This is a genomic window from Burkholderia sp. E168m15, assembly GCF_016586105.1.
GTDB classification, from domain to species: domain Bacteria; phylum Pseudomonadota; class Gammaproteobacteria; order Burkholderiales; family Burkholderiaceae; genus Burkholderia; species Burkholderia orbicola.
The window spans coordinates 1-870 of the sequence record NZ_BCPO01000245.1; the positions used below are offsets into that span (position 1 = coordinate 1).

An 870-nucleotide genomic window follows, 5' to 3' on the forward strand; every position below is an offset into this window, starting at 1 on the left:
GGCCACTGCGCGGGCCTGTCGCTGACGCTGCGCGAAGCGGGCGAACGCCGCCGCAACGAACGCCACCACCTTCGCTCGCTGCGCGGCGCCCGCGACGCGCGCGTGCAGGCCGACGCGTCGAACCGGCTGAAGGACGAGCTGCTGGCGACGGTGTCGCACGAGCTGCGCACGCCGCTGAACGTGATCTACGGCTGGGTCGAGGTACTGCGCAACGCCGACGGGCAGGGCTTCGCGCAGCAGGCGGTCGACGCGATCGATCGCAGCGCGCGGTCGCTGTCGCACATGGTCGCCGACCTGCTCGACGCCTCGTCCCTCGCGACCGGCCGGCTGCGTCTCGAACGCGTGCCGGTCGACCTCGTGCGGATCGTGCGCGACGCCGCACGTGAACTCGACGCGACCGCCCAGGCGAACGGGCTCGTGCTGTCGACGGAATACGCGATGCCGGCCTGCGTGATTCCGGCGGACGGCGAACGCCTGCGCCAGCTCCTGTCGAACCTGCTGTCGAACGCGATCAAGTTCACGCCGCCGGGCGGCCGCATCAACGTGTCGCTGACGCGCGCCGGCGAGCGCGTGCGGCTGTCCGTCTCCGACACCGGGCAAGGTATCGCGCCGGAATACCTGCCGCACCTGTTCGACACGTTCAGCCGGCCGGAAGGCGCGTTCACGTCGCCGAAGCGGGGCCTCGGGCTCGGCCTGTCGATCGTGCGCAACATCGCGCAGCTGCACGGCGGCGAGGTAATTGCGACGAGTGCGGGCGCCGGGCGCGGCATGACCGTCACGGTGACGCTGCCGGCCGGCTGGGACGCCGACGATCCGACGGAGCAGCCGTCGCGGACGAAGGGCGCGTCCGACACGGTCGCGCTCGACGGC

Annotated in this window: 1 protein-coding gene; it reads left to right on the forward strand. The window is 72.4% G+C overall.

Going from position 1 to position 870, the window contains the following annotated elements; all coding sequences use genetic code 11:
• The coding region (locus JMF86_RS34880; protein ID WP_201317494.1) for a sensor histidine kinase KdpD at nt 1-870 on the forward strand (870 nt) is incomplete at both ends.